Here is a 15,182-nt window from a genome sequence, read left to right on the forward strand (position 1 = left end):
ATGCGTCCCGTGCCGCCCCCGCCGAGCCCTGCTGCCGCGCCCCGCTGGTCCCTCACATGCTGTGCCGCGCTGCTCGCGCTGGCCCTGTGCGCCTGTTCGCCGCGCTATGACTGGCGCACCATCCAGTCGGGCGAGGGCGGCTACGCCGCGCTCTATCCCGGCAAGCCCACCAGCGCCGCGCGCGACGTGACCATTGCCGGGCGCAAGCTGCCGATGACGATGGAGGCCGCACGCGTCGACGACACGCTCTTCGCCGTCGGCGTGGTGACCCTGCCCGCCGACGATGAAGCGCTGCGGCGCGAGGCCCTGGCGGCGATGCAGGCCGGCCTGCTGGCCAACCTGGGCACGCTGTCGGGCGAGCCGCGCACGCGGCCGGTCACCATCATGAGCGCGGACCGGCCGGGCCGCCCGCTGGCCGGGCTGGAGCTGCAGGCCAGCGGCGTGTCGCCGCAGGACCAGTCGCCGCGCCGGCTCAGCGCGCGGCTGGTGGCGGTGGGCACGCGCGCCTTCCAGGCGGTGGTGCTGGAATCCGGCGAGGCCGCGCGCGACGCGCGCCAGGCCGAGCAGGTGGAGCAGTTCCTGGGCGGGTTCCACCCGCTCTGAGGCGCCGCCGCGCCGCAGCGAATCACAGGTGCCGGGGGGGCGATGCGCCGCCCCGCATGTTGCAGTCATAGGAGAGTTGAAATGCGTTGGGAAGTCTGGTTGGCCTATTTCGCCGCGTGCTGGGTGATCGCGGTGTCGCCGGGGTCGGGTGCGGTGCTGTCGATGAGCCATGGCCTGTCATACGGGCTGCGCCGGACCACCACCACCATCTTCGGCCTGCAAGCCGGGCTGGTGATCGTGCTGCTGGTGGCCGGCGGCGGGCTGGGCGCGCTGCTGCTGGCCTCCGAGCAGGCCTTCATGGTGGTCAAGACCATCGGCGCGCTGTACCTGATCTATCTCGGCATCCAGCAATGGCGTGCCCGCGTGGAAGCGGATGCGGCGCAGGACGGCGGCCCGGTGCGCGTGGCCGTGATGAGCCGGCGCCGCCGTTTTGCGACGGGCTTGCTGACCAACGTGACCAACCCCAAGGGCATCATCTTCATGGTCGCGGTGCTGCCGCAGTTCATCGACCCGAACCGGCCGCTGGCGCTGCAGCTGGCGATCCTGGCGGCCACCATGTGCTGCGTCGACCTGGTGGTGATGCATGGCTACGCGCTGCTGGCGTCGCGCATGCAGGGGCTGTTCCGCAATGCCCGCGCGGTGCTGTGGCAGAACCGGTTTTTCGGCAGCGTGCTGATGGCGGTGGGCGCGGCGCTGTTCTTCGTGCGCCGCCAGCACGCCTGAGCGGCGCGGCATCCGCACTGGCGCGCGCTCGCGGGGTTTGCTTCAATGAGGAAGTAAGCCCGCCACGGAGTCCCCGCATGCCTGCCTCGCTGAACCCGATCGCCGGTGCGCGCCTGCAGCCGCGCCATACCGTGCCCCCGGTGGAAGAGCCCGCGCCGCCGGGCGTGCCGCCCGATGTGCCGCTGTCGCCCGAGGACGACCCGCCCCCGCCGCCGGTGGAACCACCAGTGGCCGGCGCCGCCGGGCGCTACTGCTTCAGTTCGTAGAAGTCGTTCAGGCAGTACGCGTCGGTCAGCTCGACCGGCTTGTCGCCATGGGTGTAGCCAGTGCGGCGGATATGCAGCAGCGGCTCGCCCGGCTCGATCCCCAGGCGCGCGGCCAGTTCCGCCGTGGCGACCACCGCGCGCAGCGTCTCGGTGACGCGCAGCACCGGCTTGCCGATCCGCTCCAGGAAGGCGTAGAGCGATTCGCCGATGGCGCTGGCATCGGGCACCACGGCCAGCGCCAGCGTGGTCACGTCCATCCAGTAGATCTGTCCATCGGCCTTGCGCAGCCGCGTCAGCCGGACGATCTCGTCGCCCTCGGCCAGGGCCAGTTCCGCGCTTTCCTGCGCGGTGGCGCGGCGGCGCTCGAACCCCACCAGCTCGCTCGCCGGCGTCATGCCGCGCCGGCGCGCCAGCTCGCTGAAGTTGTCCAGCCGCGCCGGCCTGGGCTCGGCGCGCGGGGCGATGAAGGTGCCCGCGCCGCGGTTGCGCGTAATGGTGCCTTCCTCGGCCAGCACCTGCAGCGCGTGCCGCGCGGTGACACGCGAAATCCCCAGCGAATCGACCAGCGTGCGTTCCGACGGCAGCGCATCCCCCGCCCGCCATTGCCCCGCCTGGATGGCCGCGGTGAGCTTGCGCGCTACCTGCAGGTAGATCGGCGTGGCGTCGGCCTCGTCGGGCCGCAGCGCCTGCAGCCTTTGATCCATGCGACTCCTCATGGGTACCAGGGCCTGATGTCGGTGATACCACTTTAGGACATTTAATCGCCCTGCGGGGGAGTGGAGTGCAGGGGGTGACGCCCATGCCATGCGCACGGTATCCGTCAATTGGTACTGCATAGCCCGGGCATGCCCGGACGGCATTGCGGCAGGGCACTTGGCTACGGAACCCTTTGCGGTTTGCGCTTTTTTGTGGGCCACCGAACTTTCGTCCCACGCCTGCCTGTGATACTGCCGCAGCACCGTCGTTGAATACCAGTTCAATGCATCTTGGTCGAAGTGGCTCGAACCGGTATCCCCGTTTTGGCGTGAATCGTTCATCGTTACGCTGACCGGGCAGGACTCCGGTGCTCCGTCCGCTTGCGCTGCCGCGTTCGATGGCACGGATGATGCGGATGGTCCGATGGCGTTTGCCGCTGTGCCGGCCGGCCAGCCGCAATAGCCGCGCAACGTGACCGAGACATGCTGGTCCGGCAGACTGCACGAACAACGCAAACAATGCCGGCTTGCCCCGCCCCCGGCCAACCTCATCCGCCCCATCGGCACGCAAGGAGCCCGTCATGCCAACCTCCCGCACCGTCTCCGCCTTCGGCACGGCCGACGCCCGGCCGCTCGACCTCGTCATCTTCGGCGGCGCCGGCGACCTGTCGGCGCGCAAGCTGCTGCCCTCGCTCTACATGTGCCACCGCGACGGCAACCTGCCCGACGGCACCCGCATCCTCGGCGTGGGCCGGCACCGCTGGGACCGCGAGGCCTTTGTCAATTTTGCCGACGAAAGCGCACAACCGTTTGTCGATGCGCGCTATATCGAGGCCGCCAAATGGCAGGCCTTCCTGCAGCGGCTGGATTTCGTCCATCTCGACGCCGCGCAGGCGGCGGACTACCCGGCGCTGGCCGCGCAACTGCGCAACGATGCGCTGCGGATCTACTACATGGCGATGCCCCCCGGGCTGTTCGCCGCCACCTGCGACAACCTCGCCAGCCACGGACTGATTGCCGACGACACCCGGCTGGTGCTGGAAAAGCCGCTGGGCGTGGACCTGGCGTCAGCGATCGACATCGGCGAGGTGGTCAGCCGCTATTTCAGCGAGGACCGCACCTACCGCATCGACCACTACCTGGGCAAGGAGACGGTGCAGAACCTGATGGCGCTGCGCTTCGGCAATTCGATCTTCGAGCCGCTGTGGCGCACGCCGTTCGTGCGCAGCGTGCAGATCACCGTGGCCGAGACCGTGGGCGTGGGCACGCGCGGCGGCTTCTACGACGAGGCCGGGGCCATGCGCGACATGGTGCAGAACCACCTGCTGCAGCTGGTCAGCATCCTGGCGATGGAGCCGCCCGCGTCGCTCAACTCCGACGCGGTGCGCGATGAAAAGCTCAAGGTGCTGCGCTCGCTGCGGCCGATGTCGCCCGAGGACGTGCGCCGCAATACCGTGCGCGGCCAGTACACCGCGGGTGCCATCGGCGGCGAGCTGGTGCGCGGCTACTTGCAGGAAGACGGGATTCCGCCCGACAGCCGCACCGAGACCTTTGTCGCGATGCGGGCCGAGCTTGGCACCTGGCGCTGGAACCAGGTGCCGTTCTACCTGCGCACCGGCAAGCGCATGCAGGAGCGCGTGACCGAGGTGGTGATCCACTTCGCCGAGGTGCCGCACTCCATCTTCGACCCGGGCAGCACGCTGCAGCCCAACCGCATGGTGATCCGGCTGCAGCCGGAAGAATCGGTGCGGCTGACGCTGATGGTGAAGCAGCCGGGCGAGGGCATGAAGCTCAAGCCGCTGAGCCTGGCGCTGAACCTCGACTCGGCCTTCACCACGCGCCGCGCAGAAGCCTACGAGCGCCTGCTGCTCGACGTCATCCGCGGCCGGCTGGCGCTGTTCGTGCGGCGCGACGAACTGCAGGCCGCATGGACCTGGGTCGATCCGATCCTGGAGGCCTGGCGCGCGCAGGACGAGGGCCCGCGCCCCTATACCGCCGGCACCTGGGGGCCGGCGGCATCGTCGGCGTTCATGGCGCGCGAGGGCGTGCAGTGGTCGGAAGAGGCCTGAGGCACAGCGCCCGCGCCGTCCTGCCTCAGGTGCCGCCCGCGGCCTGATCGTCGATTTCGGCGAGCAGATGGCGCAGCACGCGTGTTGCCGCGCTGCTGTCGTCGGCATCCATCCCGGCCGTGAGCGCGTGCAGCCGCGCAATCGGTGCCGTTCGGCGGCGCCAGCGGCGTGATCGCGCTGCGCCGCGCCGCGCGCGCGGTGCAGGCCGGCGACGCCGACGTGGTCGCCTGCATCGGTGCCGACGCCAATCCGCAAGGCGGCTTTGCCGGGCTGGCGAGCCGCTTCTCGTGGGCGGCCATCGACGCCATCCACCCGTACGGCGCGGCAGGGCCAGGCATGCCGTTCGCGCATCTGACGCGGCGCTACATGGATGCCACCGGCGCCACCCGCGCAGACTTCGGCCGCCTGTGCGTGAGCCAGCGCCAGAACGCCAGCGCCGTACCGCATGCCCTGCTGGGCACCGCGATCACGCTGGACGACTACCTGCACGCGCGGCCGATCGCAGAGCCCTTGCACAAGCTCGACCTGGTGATGCCGTGCGCGGGCGCCGAAGGTTTCCTGGTGATGCCGCGCGGCAGGGCACGCCGTCTGGGCCTGGCGCACGCGCACCTGCGCGCGGTGGTGGAGCGCCACAACGCCTATGCCGACGACGACGCCATCCTGCGCGGCGGCTGGGCGCTCGAGCAGGCGCGGCTGTACCGGCAGGCCGGCGCGACGCCGCAAGACATCGACGTGCTGGCCACCTATGACGATTACCCCGCCGTGGTGTTCCTGCAGCTGGAAGGGCTCGGCTTTTGCCAGCCTGGCACCGCCGCGGCTTTTATACAGGCGCATGACCTGGGCTTTCGCGGCGATTTTCCGCACAACACCAGCGGCGGGCAGCTCGGCTGCGGCCAGGCCGGCGCGGCCGGCGGCTACCTGGGTCTGGTCGAGGTGCTGCGCCAGGTCACCGGGCAGGCCGGCGCCAACCAGGTGCCGGGCGCACGGCTCGGGCTTGCCAGCGGCTATGGCATGGCCGTGTACGACCGCTGCCTGGCGACCGGCGCCGCGATCATCGAAGGAGTCCTGGCATGAGTGCCCATTCTCCGGCCTGGCAGGCGCTGGCCGCGGCGACGCCGTCCAACGGCCTGGCGCTGCCGCATTGCGCGGCCTGCGGCCACCGCTTCTATCCGCCGCAGAGGTACTGCCCGCGGTGCCTGCACGGCGATATCGAACACTTGCCCGACGGCGGCGCCGGCGTGGTGCTGTCGGTGGCGGTGCTGCACTACACGCTCGAGCCGCGCTTCGCGGACCGGCTGCCGGTGCACGTGGCCGCGGTGCGGCTGGATGCCGGCGTGACGCTGTTCGCGCTCGCCGACACCATGCTGGCCGCCGGCACGCGCGTGACGGTATGGCTGGACCGAGACCATGCACATCCCGATGGCGTGCTGCGCGCCCGCTGCCTCCCCATGGACCAGGACGGAGACCACGCATGAGCCCGCGCACCCAACAAGGTTTGCGTTTTGCGGGGCGCACCGCGCTGGTGACCGGCGGCAACGCCGGCATCGGGCTGGCAATCAGCCATGCACTGCTGAAACAGGGGGCCCGCGTGATCGCGGCGGGCCTCGCGCCGGCGGAGACGGCGCACCCGTTGCTGACCAGTGTCGTGACCGACCTGTCCACGTCCGACGGCGTTGCGGCGCTGGTGGCCGCGGTTGCGCACGAGCCCCGCATCGACATCCTCGTCAACAACGCCGGCGTGGTGCGCAACACCGCGCTGGCCGACGTCGGCAATGCCGAATTCGACCTGATGATGAACCTGCATGCGCGCTGTGCCATGCAACTGGCGCAGGCATGCCTGCCGCGGATGCAGGCGCGGCACTTCGGCCGCATCGTCAACGTGGCCTCGCGCGCCATCGTCGGCCTGGCCGGACGCACGGCCTACGGCGCCAGCAAGGCGGCGCTGGCGGCAATGACGCGCACCTGGGCGCTGGAGCTGGGGCCGTGGGGCATCACGGTCAATACCGTGTCCCCCGGCCCGACCGTCACCGGCATGCTGATCAGCGATTTTCCCGAGGACGGCGAGCGCGCCCGCGCGCTGGCCGCCTCGCTGCCGGCGCGGCGCCTGGGCCTGCCCGAAGACGTGGCCCACGCCGCGCTGTTTTTCGCCGACCCGGCCAGCAGCTGGATCACCGGCCAGAACCTCTTTGTCTGCGGCGGCGGCAGCCTGGCCGCGTCGCTGGCCTTGTAAGCGCCGTCACCGGCGCCTGCCACGCAATACAACCAGAACGATCGGAGATAACACGATGAACCCGTCCTGTCCTCAACCGGCGCTGCCGGGCATTCCACCGCTCGAGGAGGTGCTGCTGCAAAGCGCCGACATGCCCTGGCGTCCCAAGTCCCTGCCCGGCCTCTACGAAAAGATGCTGTGGCGCGACGAGGCAACCGGCGCTTCGATTGCGCTGATCCGCTTCGATAAGGGGGTGTCGATCCCCGAGCCCCATTCGCACGCGTCGAACCAGTTCATGTTCTGCCTGCAGGGCCGCTACGAATACACCGCAACCCAGGTGGTGCTGACGCCCGGATGCTTCTACTGGAATCCGAAGGGCAACGTCCACGGCCCCACGCTGGCGCATGAGGACACCATCGTGGTCGAGATCTACGACGGTCCGCACTATCCGCAGAAACCGAGCTGGTACACCGATGAACGCGATGCCCACTGACTTCACCGGCGGCGACGCGCATCGCCATCGCACGCACTGCGAAGTCGACGCGGGCGCGCTCAGCGCGGCCGTGAGTGCCATCTTCGCGCGGCTTGGCGTGGCCGATGCGGACGCGGTGCGCGTGGCCGATGCGCTGGTCGACGCCGACCTCGAAGGGATTCCGTCGCACGGCGTGATGCTGGTGCCCATGTATGTGCAGCGGTTGCGCAGCGGTTCGGTGACGCCGGCCGCGCACGCCGCCGTGGTTAGCGACCGGGGTGGCTGCGTGGTGCTGGACGCTGCCAACATGCTCGGGCAGCTGTCGGCCTTGCAGGCGGTGGCGCTGGCGCGCGACCGGGCGCGGGCGCACGGCATCGGTGCCGTGGCGGTGCGCAACGCCTTCCACTTCGGCGCGGCAGGACTGTATGCGCGCGCGCTCGCCCGGGACGGCTGCGTCGGCATCGTGATGTCGAATACGCGCCCGCTGATGCCCGCTCCGGGCGGCGCGCAGAGCGTGGTCGGCAACAACCCGCTGGCGATCGCGCTGCCGGGCGCAGACCCGATTCCGATCGAGCTCGACATGGCCATGAGCGCGAGCGCGATGGGCAAGATCCGGCTGGCGGCGACCCGGGGGCTCGAGCTGCCGCCGGGCTGGGCCACCGATGCGCAGGGCAATCCCACCACCGACGCCGTGGCCGCGCTGAGCGGCATGCTGCTGCCGGCCGCGGGCGCGAAGGGCTTCGGCCTGGCCTTCATGGTCGACCTGCTGTGCGGCGGCTTGTCCGGCGGCGGCACCGGTGCGGCGGTGCGCCCGCTCTATGGCGACAGCGCCGTTCCGTACAACTGCGCGCACTTCTTCCTTGCACTCGACGTGGCGCATTTCCGCGACCCGGCCGCGTTCGCGCGCAATGCCAGCGCCGCCGCCGCCGCGGTACGCGGCTCAGACCACGCGCCCGGGGTCGAGCGCGTCTATAGCCCCGGCGAACTGGGCTGGGCCACGCGCTGCCGGCAGGGCAGCCGCTGCAGCATCGAACGGGTGGTGCTGGCCGAAATCGTCAGCGTGGCGCGCGCACTTGCGGCGCCGGTTCCGTCATCCATTGCCAACCTTACCGATTCACAACCATGAAGACCCAGATCCATTCCGACGCCCTGCGCCAGCCCAACGGCCACTTCTCGCAAGCGACAGCCATCGAGGCACGCGGCCGGCTGGTGTTCATTTCGGGCATGACCGCGCGCCGGCCCGACGGCAGCATCGCCGGCATCGGCGACATCGAGGCGCAGACGCGGCAGGTCTGCGAAAACCTGAAGGCCGCGGCCGAAGCCGCCGGCGGCACGCTCGACGACATCTGCCGCGTCGACGTCTATGTGCGCAACATCGAGAACTTCGACCGCATCCACAAGGTCCGGCGCGAATACTTCCGCGCGCCGCTGCCGGCTTCGACCATGGTCGAAGTCAGCAAGCTGGTGTCGCCGGACTACCTGATCGAGATCAGCGCCGTGGCCGTCCTGCCGGACGCCTGAGCCCACCCTTATCCGTACCGGAACTCAATCATGCGATTCGCAAGTTTTACCTGCGACGGCCAGGCCCGCATCGGCGTGGTCGAGGGCGAGGAAGTCGCGCTGCTGCCGCTGGCGCTGGGCGACCTGCGCGACGTGATCGCGGGCGGCGACGCCGCGCTGCAGGCGGTGGCCGCGGCGCAGCGTGCCGGCAAGCTGCCGCGCCTGGCGCTGGACCGCCTGCGGCTGCTGCCGCCGCTGCAGCGGTTGCGGCGCGACGTGCTCTGCGTCGGCTGGAACTACTGGGACCACTTCGACGAAGGCAAGGGCAAGCGCGAGGGCCAGGACGTGCCGCGCCCGCAGGCGCCGACGTTCTTCACCAAGAGCCCCGACACCGTGATCGGGCCGCGCGACGATATCGCCTTCGATGCGCGCATCTCGGCCAAATGGGACTACGAGGCCGAGCTGGCGCTGGTGATCGGCACCGACGGACGCAGCATTCGCGCCGACAGCGCGATGCGGCATGTGTGGGGCTATTGCCTGGCCAACGACGTCTCGCAGCGCGACCTGCAGCGGCGCCATGGCGGCCAGTGGCTCAAGGGCAAGAGCATCGACGGCACCATGCCGTTGGGCCCGTTCCTGGTCACCGCCGACGAGCTCGACCCCGAGTCGGTACGGCTGCAGTGCCTGGTCAATGGCGAGCTGATGCAGGACGCGTCGGTGGCGCAGATGGCCTTCCCGATCCCGGAGCTGATTGCCGAGCTGTCCTTCGGCATGACCCTGCAGGCCGGCGACCTGGTCATCACCGGCACCCCGGCGGGCGTCGGCAATGCGCGCGAGCCGCAGGTGTTCCTGCGCGCTGGCGACACCGTCACCGTGCGCGGTACCGGACTGGGCCAGCTGGTGAACCGGCTGGTCGACACCGACCTGTACCACCAGTCGAGCGTCCCCGCGATGGCCGGCAACGACACGGGAGGCGCCCATGCAGGCAATCTTTGATGCGGCCGGCGATGTGATCGTGATCACCGGCGGCGCCAACGGCATCGGCGCCGAGCTGGCACGCCGCTGCGCGCAGGCCGGCGCCACCGTGGTGGTGTGCGATGTCGACGAGCACGCCGCCGCGCAATTGCTGGCTGGCGAGCCGCGGCTGCGCTTCTGCCGGCTCGATGTCAGCGACCGCGACGCGGTGATGCGGGCGATGCAGTCGATCGAGGCCGAGCATGGCCGCATCGACGGGCTGGTGTGCGCCGCCGCGGTGCAGCCGCGCCGGGAGGTCCACGCGACCGAGCCGCAGGCGTGGCAGCAGGCACTGGCGATCAACCTGGACGGCGTGGTGTGGTGCTACCAGGCCGTGGTGCCGGGCATGATCCGGCGCCGGCGCGGCAGCGTGGTGGCGTTCTCGTCGGGACTGGCTCACAGCGGCTGGCCGCAGGCCGCGGCCTATGCCTCGAGCAAGGCCGCGCTGGGGGCCTTCGTCAGGAGCGCCGCCAAGGAGGTGGCGCAGCACCGCGTGCGCGTGAACCTGATCGCGCCGGGCGTGATCGACACGGCGCAGTACCGCAACGCCAACGCCGGCAGCGACGACGCGCACTGGGCCAACACCCTGGGCGTGGGCCGGGCCGAAGACGTGGTGGGCCCGCTGATGTTCCTGCTGTCGGATGCCGCCACCATGACCGCGTCGCTGCTGAGCCGCGACCATGCCTATCCCGCCAGCGCGCCCGCTGCCGCCACCAAGGACACCCCATGACCCCCGGCATGAAGCCCGTATTGATCGTGGGCGCGGGGCCGGTCGGGCTGACCACCGCGCTCGGCCTGGCGTACTACGGCATTCCGTTCCAGATCTTCGAGGAGGACGGCAGCCTGTCGCTGGACACCAAGGCCGGCACGCTGCTGACGCGCACGCTGGAAGCGTTCCGCCGCTATGGCGTGGCCGACGACGTGCTGGCGCGCGCGCTGCGCGTCGAAGAGATCGGCGAGATCGAGCGCGAAGCCAACCTGGCGCGCCAGTCGGTGCGCACCGCGGTGCTGCGCGACGAAACCCGCTATCCGTTCGTGGTCAACCTGCCGCAGCACCACCTAGAGCCGATCCTGCGCGCGGCGGTGGAGCGTGTGCCGCAGGGCAGCCTGCATATGCAGCACCGCCTCGAGTCATTCAGTTCCGGCCCGGACGGCGTGGTGGTCCAGCTGGATACGCCGGCAGGTCCGCGCAGCGTCGAGGGCAGCTACCTGCTGGCGTGCGACGGCGGCCGCAGCACCGTGCGCGCGCAATGCGGCGTGCCGGTCGACGGCATGTCGCTCGATGTGCGCTACATGCTGGTCGACCTGAAGCTCGACCTCGACGTGGCCAACCCGCGCGACTATCCGTACCTGGCGTATTTCTCGGATGCGCAGGAGTGGATGATCCTGGTGCGGCAGCCGCATTGCTGGCGCTTCCTGTATCCGCTGGCCAAGGATGCCGACGAGCCCGGCGACGAGGAACTGCGCGCCAAGGTGCTGCGCTTTATCGGCAAGGTCGACAAGGTGGAGCTGCTCGGCCGCGTGACCTACCGCGTGCATCACCGCATCGCGCGCCAGTGGCGGCGCGAGCGCGTGTTCCTGATGGGCGATGCCGCGCACCTGATCACGCCGATGTGGGCGCTCGGGCTGAATACCGGCGTGCTCGATGCCATCAGCCTGCCATGGCGGCTGGCGTGGGTGCTGCGCGGCTGGGCCGACAGCAGCCTGCTCGACGGCTACGAGCGCGAGCAGCGCCCGGTGGCGACCGAAGGCGCCGGCGAGATGGCCGAGGCCGCGCGCCACCACATGGCCATGCAAGGCGGCGCCAATGCGCCCACGGCGCTGCAGGACTGGGGCAATGCCTGCACCCGCACGCTGCTGGGCGTGCGCCTGGACATCGACGGCAGCGGCGACTGGTCGATGATCCGCGCCGAAGCCGAGCCGCCACCGCTGCGCGTGGGCGAGCGCATTCCGGATTTCCTGCTGCACGGCCCGGCGGGACGGCCGCTGCGGCTCCATGACCTGGTCGACGGCAACTTCCTCGCGCTGTATTTCGCCGACGTGCGCCGCCAGCCCGAGATCCCGCACAACACCTCGCCGGCGCTGCGGCATTTCGTGGTGTCGCGCTGGGATGCGCCGCTCGATTCCGGGCTGCGCGAGCGCGCGCTGCTCGACGTCGGCAACCAGTTGCGCGAACGCCTGGGCGTGCCCGACGGCACGCTGGTGCTGATCCGTCCCGACGACCACGTTGCCGCGATCGTGCCGATCGCGCCGCGGCGCGCCGAAGACCTGTATGCAGCCATCGTCGGCGCGCCCGCGCCGCAAGGGAGCCCCCAATGATCGCCGGACCCAAAGTGCTGGGCCTGAACGGCTTCGGCCTGGAAGTGCCCGACCTGGCCGCCGCCAGGACTTTCTATGAAACCTTCGGCCTCGAAGTCGCGGCGCAGCCCGGGCCGGACCAGCCGTCGGGCGCGCTGCGCCTGCGCTCGCCGGGCCGCAGCAACGACGAGCTGGTGCTGGTGCCGGGCAGCGCCAAGCGCCTGCATCACCTGTCGTTCTATTTCGACCCGCTGCAACGCGACGCCTTTGCCGACCGGCTGGGCCGCGCCGGCCTCGCGGTGCGGGACCAGCCGCCGCCGGGCGGCGGCCGCGACGGCTTGTGGTTCCAGGACCCGTGGGGCACATGGATCCACCTGTGCCCGCAGCTTCCGGCCTCGACGCGCCGCCGCGAAGGCGGCCCGGGCGATGCCGGCTGGGCCGCGCGCGTCGACGTTGCCGCCTGGCAGGCGCTGGAGGCGCCGCGGCCGCCGCGCAAGCTTGGCCACGTGCTGATCTTCACGCCGCAGCTGGCCGAGGCCGAGCGCTTCCTGTGCGACGTGCTGGGCCTGCGCGTGGCCGACCGCGCGGTCGGCAAGGTCAGCTTCCTCGCCGCCGGCGAGGGGGTGATCGACCATCACTGCTTCGGCCTGGTCCACAGCACGCACCGCGGCTTCCAGCATGCCAGCTTCCAGGTCGGCGGCATCGACGATATCGGCCTGGGCGCGTGGCGCATGCGCGAGGCCGGCTACCGGGACAGCTTCGGCCCGGGGCGCCATGCGCTGGCGTCGAACCTGTTCCAGTATGTGCGCGATCCATGGGGCAGCTGGGTCGAGTACTACGCCGACATGGACAAGATCAGCGAGCGCTGGGTCAGCCGCGACTGGTCGGTGCTGCCCTATATCTGGGGGCCGGAATGGTCGCCGGAATTCTGGGGCGGCGAGATGAATGCCAACCTCGAGCCGCGCTAAGCCATGGAACCGATCCAATCCGAGGCCGGCGCCGCGTCCGCGATCGCACTGGACGTGCATGCACACCTGGTGCCGGTGGACACCGCGGCACTGCGGCGGCTCGACGGCGTCTGGTGGCGCGAGGCCGACGGCGTGCTGGTGATCGACGGCCAGCCGCTCCGGCAGCCAGACCTGTACCACCCCGGGCGCCTGCTGGCCTGGATGGCAGCGCAGGGCGTGCAGCGCGCGCTGGTGTCGGTGCCGCCGCCGCTGTACCGCCAGCAGCTGGACGCGCCGGCGGCGCGTGAGTGGGCGCGCTACCTGAACGATGGGCTGATGGTGATGGCCTCGCGCCATCGCGAGCGGCTCGGCGCGCTGCTGCACCTGCCGATCGAGCATGCCGCGCTCGCGCATGCGCTTGCCGACAGCTATGACGGGGCACCGTGCGCGGGGTTTGCGCTGGCGGCCGGCGGCAACCCGGCGCTCGACTACGGCGATCCCGCGCATCGGCCGCTATGGGAGCTGCTGGACCGGCGCGGCGCCTTCGTTTTCCTGCACCCGGGCCGCTGCGGCGATGGCCGGCTGGCGCGCGCCTACCTGGACAACCTGCTCGGCAACCCCTACGAAACCGCGCTGGCGGCCACCCAACTGGTGCTGGCCGATGTGCCGCGGCAGTACCCGCGCATCCGTTTTTGCCTGGCGCATGCCGGCGGCCTGTTCCCCGCGGCATGCGGGCGGCTGCAGCGCGGCTTCGACACCGGCCGGCCCGGGGTGCCTGCCGGGATCGAACCGCCATTGCAGGCGGCAAGGCGGTTCTACGCCGATTGCATTGCACACCACCCGGCCGGATTGCGGCTGGCCGCGGAGGTGTTTGGCGCATCGCACCTGTTGTTCGGCTCCGACTGGCCATTCCCGATGGGAATTCCGTCACCCGGCACCGACGGCAGCGCGCGCACCTGGCGGGGCGCCGCCATGCCGCAAGACCACGCAACCACCACAGGCAACACCTGACCAAATTCCAGAAAGGACAAGGGGGAGACAGCATGAGCATGGAAGAGGCAAGCATCACCACCGGCATGCCCGCGGCGGCCGGCACGCAGCAGGCCACGCTGCGCAGGACCATCATCACGTCGATCGTCGGGCAGGCGCTCGAGTGGTATGACTTTTTTCTTTATGGAACGGCCGCGGCGCTGATCTTTGGCAAGCTGTTCTTTCCGCTCGGCACCGATCCGCTGGTCGGCACGCTGGCGGCATTCGGCGGCTTTGCCGTGGGCTTTGTCGCGCGCCCGCTGGGCGGCGTGATCTGCGGCCACCTGGGCGACCGCTACGGGCGCAAGCTGGTGCTGGTGCTGACGCTGGTGGTGATGGGCGTGGCCACCACCGCGATGGGCCTGTTGCCCACTTACCAGCAGATCGGCATCTGGGCGCCGGTGCTGCTGGTGTCGCTGCGCTTCCTGCAGGGCCTGGCGGCCGGCGGCGAATGGAGCGGCAGCATCCTGATCATCAGCGAGAACGCACCACCCGCGCGGCGCGGCTTCCTGTCGGCGTGGAGCCCCAGCGGCGCAACCATCGGCTTCGTGCTGTCGGCGGCGGCGTTCTGGGCGGTGCAGAAGCTGCCTGCCGACGACTTCATGGCGTGGGGCTGGCGCGTGCCCTTCCTGGCCAGCATGGTGCTGGTGGTGGCGGGCTACTACATCCGCAGCCGGATTCCGGAGAGCGCGGAGTTCGTCGCGGCCAGGCGCAGCGGACACGACGTGCGCATGCCGGTGGTGGAAGTGCTGCGCCAGCAGCCGAAGCAGATCCTGATGGTGGTGGGGCTGCGCATGGCCGAAGGCGGCGCGTCCTATATCTTCTTCGCGTTCTCGCTGGCGTACGGCGCCTATCGCGGCATCCCCAACCACGTGATGCTCGAGGGGCTGACCATCTCGATGATGCTCGTCACGGTCACGGCGCTGTGCTACGGGCACCTGTCGGACCGGCTCGGCCGGCGCACGGTCTATATGGCGGGCGCCATCGGGCTGATGTTGGTGGCGTTCCCGTTCTTCTGGCTGATCGATACCCGCGAGCCGTCGCTGGTGCTGCTGGCCTATGTGCTGGCCGACTCGGTGGTGCTGGCCGCGATGGTGGGCGTGCAGCCGAGCTATATGGCGGAGCTGTTCAGGACCGAGGTGCGCTATTCGGGCATGGGCATCGGACGCGAACTGTCCTCGGTGATCGGCGGCGGCATCGCGCCGATGATCGCGACCGCGCTGCTGGCCAGATACCACTCCGGCACGCCGGTGGCGATCTACCTGATCCTGCTGGGGCTGGTCACCGTGATCGCGCTGCTGTTCACGCCGGAAACGCTGCCGCGCGAGGCGCGTGGCGTGGACCGGGCCTGAGCCGA

17 protein-coding genes are annotated in these 15,182 nt (G+C 70.5%); 16 read left to right on the forward strand and 1 reads right to left on the reverse strand.

The genetic code is table 11. The annotated features are described in order from the left end of the window. The 3 genes from AC3FMM_RS26680 (at position 1) to AC3FMM_RS26690 (ending at position 1,592) form a co-directional block, all read left to right on the forward strand. Entirely contained in the window at positions 1–603 is a 603-nt protein-coding gene (locus AC3FMM_RS26680; RefSeq protein ID WP_115679237.1) for a hypothetical protein, read from the forward strand. Between the two features lie 81 nt (positions 604–684). After that, complete coding sequence (locus AC3FMM_RS26685; protein ID WP_115679238.1) at positions 685–1,326, forward strand: LysE family transporter; 642 nt, start codon at positions 685–687, stop codon at positions 1,324–1,326. Between the two features lie 77 nt (positions 1,327–1,403). Next, on the forward strand, positions 1,404–1,592 hold the full coding sequence (locus AC3FMM_RS26690) for a hypothetical protein (protein WP_111521806.1): 189 nt from the start codon (positions 1,404–1,406) through the stop codon (positions 1,590–1,592). Here AC3FMM_RS26690 and AC3FMM_RS26695 read toward each other — a convergent pair. Continuing rightward, positions 1,574–2,296 carry a GntR family transcriptional regulator gene (locus tag AC3FMM_RS26695; RefSeq protein ID WP_115707956.1) on the reverse strand — a complete coding sequence of 241 codons (723 nt, stop codon included), beginning with the start codon at positions 2,294–2,296 and terminating at the stop codon, positions 1,574–1,576. The two genes, AC3FMM_RS26690 and AC3FMM_RS26695, sit on opposite strands and share 19 nt — an antisense overlap. A gap of 572 nt (positions 2,297–2,868) precedes the next feature. Here AC3FMM_RS26695 and zwf point away from each other — a divergent pair. The 13 genes from zwf (at position 2,869) to AC3FMM_RS26760 (ending at position 15,177) form a co-directional block, all read left to right on the forward strand. Next, complete coding sequence (gene zwf, locus AC3FMM_RS26700) at positions 2,869–4,356, forward strand: glucose-6-phosphate dehydrogenase (protein ID WP_115707958.1); 1,488 nt, start codon at positions 2,869–2,871, stop codon at positions 4,354–4,356. A gap of 144 nt (positions 4,357–4,500) precedes the next feature. Next, complete coding sequence (locus AC3FMM_RS26705) at positions 4,501–5,430, forward strand: thiolase family protein (protein ID WP_488687714.1); 930 nt, start codon at positions 4,501–4,503, stop codon at positions 5,428–5,430. Next, entirely contained in the window at positions 5,427–5,831 is a 405-nt protein-coding gene (locus AC3FMM_RS26710; RefSeq protein WP_115707966.1) for a Zn-ribbon domain-containing OB-fold protein, read from the forward strand. The genes AC3FMM_RS26705 and AC3FMM_RS26710 overlap by 4 nt, the downstream gene beginning before the upstream one ends. Next, positions 5,828–6,586, forward strand: a complete 759-nt coding sequence (locus AC3FMM_RS26715; RefSeq protein ID WP_115679245.1) for an SDR family NAD(P)-dependent oxidoreductase — start codon at positions 5,828–5,830, stop codon at positions 6,584–6,586. The genes AC3FMM_RS26710 and AC3FMM_RS26715 overlap by 4 nt, the downstream gene beginning before the upstream one ends. Before the next feature lie 55 nt (positions 6,587–6,641). After that, complete coding sequence (locus tag AC3FMM_RS26720) at positions 6,642–7,058, forward strand: cupin domain-containing protein (protein WP_115679246.1); 417 nt, start codon at positions 6,642–6,644, stop codon at positions 7,056–7,058. Next, entirely contained in the window at positions 7,039–8,163 is a 1,125-nt protein-coding gene (locus AC3FMM_RS26725; protein ID WP_197722696.1) for an Ldh family oxidoreductase, read from the forward strand. The genes AC3FMM_RS26720 and AC3FMM_RS26725 overlap by 20 nt, the downstream gene beginning before the upstream one ends. Further along, positions 8,160–8,558, forward strand: a complete 399-nt coding sequence (locus AC3FMM_RS26730; RefSeq protein ID WP_115679247.1) for a RidA family protein — start codon at positions 8,160–8,162, stop codon at positions 8,556–8,558. The genes AC3FMM_RS26725 and AC3FMM_RS26730 overlap by 4 nt, the downstream gene beginning before the upstream one ends. Positions 8,559–8,588: 30 nt before the next feature. After that, the gene (locus AC3FMM_RS26735; RefSeq protein ID WP_488687715.1) at positions 8,589–9,533 is read left to right on the forward strand and encodes a fumarylacetoacetate hydrolase family protein; all 945 of its coding nucleotides are present in this window, start codon (positions 8,589–8,591) and stop codon (positions 9,531–9,533) included. Continuing rightward, positions 9,517–10,281 carry an SDR family NAD(P)-dependent oxidoreductase gene (locus tag AC3FMM_RS26740; protein ID WP_115679249.1) on the forward strand — a complete coding sequence of 255 codons (765 nt, stop codon included), beginning with the start codon at positions 9,517–9,519 and terminating at the stop codon, positions 10,279–10,281. Before AC3FMM_RS26735 ends, AC3FMM_RS26740 begins: the two co-directional genes overlap by 17 nt. After that, on the forward strand, positions 10,278–11,870 hold the full coding sequence (locus AC3FMM_RS26745; RefSeq protein WP_488687716.1) for an FAD-dependent monooxygenase: 1,593 nt from the start codon (positions 10,278–10,280) through the stop codon (positions 11,868–11,870). The genes AC3FMM_RS26740 and AC3FMM_RS26745 overlap by 4 nt, the downstream gene beginning before the upstream one ends. Continuing rightward, positions 11,867–12,817 (forward strand): VOC family protein, encoded by a 951-nt coding sequence (locus AC3FMM_RS26750; RefSeq protein ID WP_326347038.1) that lies wholly within the window; start codon positions 11,867–11,869, stop codon positions 12,815–12,817. The genes AC3FMM_RS26745 and AC3FMM_RS26750 overlap by 4 nt, the downstream gene beginning before the upstream one ends. A gap of 3 nt (positions 12,818–12,820) precedes the next feature. Continuing rightward, entirely contained in the window at positions 12,821–13,807 is a 987-nt protein-coding gene (locus AC3FMM_RS26755) for an amidohydrolase family protein (RefSeq protein ID WP_116312090.1), read from the forward strand. 32 nt (positions 13,808–13,839) lie between these two features. After that, positions 13,840–15,177 carry an MFS transporter gene (locus tag AC3FMM_RS26760; RefSeq protein WP_115707971.1) on the forward strand — a complete coding sequence of 446 codons (1,338 nt, stop codon included), beginning with the start codon at positions 13,840–13,842 and terminating at the stop codon, positions 15,175–15,177. The last annotated feature ends 5 nt before the right edge of the window (positions 15,178–15,182 follow it).

The sequence above is a fragment of the Cupriavidus sp. 207A1 genome (assembly GCF_057798955.1).